At 47.8% G+C, this 1,379-nt stretch carries 2 protein-coding genes; one reads left to right on the top strand and one right to left on the bottom strand.

All coding sequences use genetic code 11. From position 1 onward, the window contains the following. Positions 1-291 (top strand): YSC84-related protein (locus KDK18_RS05470; RefSeq protein ID WP_257253771.1); only part of this gene is annotated, 291 nt, incomplete at its 5' end. On the opposite strand, the gene KDK18_RS05465 is transcribed toward KDK18_RS05470, so the two are convergent. After that, complete coding sequence (locus tag KDK18_RS05465; RefSeq protein ID WP_257253770.1) at positions 281-1,150, bottom strand: SMP-30/gluconolactonase/LRE family protein; 870 nt, start codon at positions 1,148-1,150, stop codon at positions 281-283. The genes KDK18_RS05470 and KDK18_RS05465 overlap by 11 nt on opposite strands. Between the last annotated feature and the right edge of the window lie 229 nt (positions 1,151-1,379).

Here is a 1,379-nt window from a genome sequence, read left to right as displayed (position 1 = left end):
ATACAAGACTACTACAATACGGTATCAGCCTCTATCGGTTTCCAGCTGGGTGCACAGGCTCGTTCCCAGATTGTCATGTTCATGACCAACGAAGCTTTGAACGACTTCCTGAATAGCGAGGGTTGGGAAGCAGGTGTCGATGGCAGTATTGCCATTGCTGAGTTTGGTGCCGGAGAAGCTATAGACACCAAAACCGCTAAAGCCCCCATCATCGGCTTTATCAGCAATAACAAAGGATTGATGTATAACCTGACTCTGGAAGGTTCCAAAATCACAAAAATTAACAAGTAAAACCCTCGTTAGACACTTCAGTCATTTCAACTCTACCCCGCTGATATTCGGTGATATAAAGTCTTTTACTGCCCTTTGCGCCGAAAACCACATCAGTGGGGCAGGAGCCTCTGGTCACAATCGTTCGATGAATGTCACCATTGGGGTAGACGGTAGCCACATGCCCCTGACCAAACATCGCAACGTAAAGGTTACCCTCTCTGTCAAAAGTGATGCCATCGGGCCCTACAACCCGGCATGGACCTGCGGTATCGGTGACCGATACAAACCATTCCCGACTGGAAACCTCCAGTTTGTCCGTAAACGGGTAGCGATAGATATTCCCTGTTACCGACTCACTGAGATAGAGCTTTCCATCAGGAGCAAAGGCAATACCATTGACAAAACGAAACCCGTCATCAAGACAATCCACCTGTTTGCTGACAGGATCAATTCGAAACAATTTTCCCTGCATCGGCCCCTCCCAGACTTCCGGATCGGCTCCCCCCTCCGTGATCAGGTCAGCGACGCGGATACCAGAGTCCGTCAGATAAATGGCCCCATCAGGCCCAAGAGTCATATCATTGGGCCAAAGGAAGGGGCTTTCACTGCCTCCGGAAAGCCTCTCTGCCAGCGAGCCATCCGGGTTGAGCCTGATCAGTGACGGTTCATGGGTTTCGGCAACCCAGATACTGCCATCATGGTTGTCCTGTAAAATACCGTTGGGTCTGTCGACCTGCGCAAAAACATGACGTTCTTTTCCTGAGGCCGCAATCCGAACCAGCCGACCTCTCTCCTGACCGACCTCTGAAATAATTAGACTGCCGTCGTTTAGTATCAAAACGGACTCAGGATACTCCAGCCCTTCAAAAAAAATCATACTAATCCTCTTTAGCTTGTTCGCTGTGTTTGCCGTGACCGAAAAAACGTTACCTCTATCGGGGAGGTATAAAAACAGCTTCAGTCGCTTGTGAACGTTCATGTGGAGAGACAGTTTAGATACAGATGGTGCTTCTTTGTTTAGAACAATAAGAAACAAACTGTAGGGAGATATAGCTATACAGGGTATTATTTAGTCTCTAATAGAATTAATAAAAACACTTAAAGAG

The organism is Endozoicomonas sp. SESOKO3, assembly GCF_024606255.1.
This window is presented reverse-complemented; position numbering and strand designations above follow the sequence as displayed.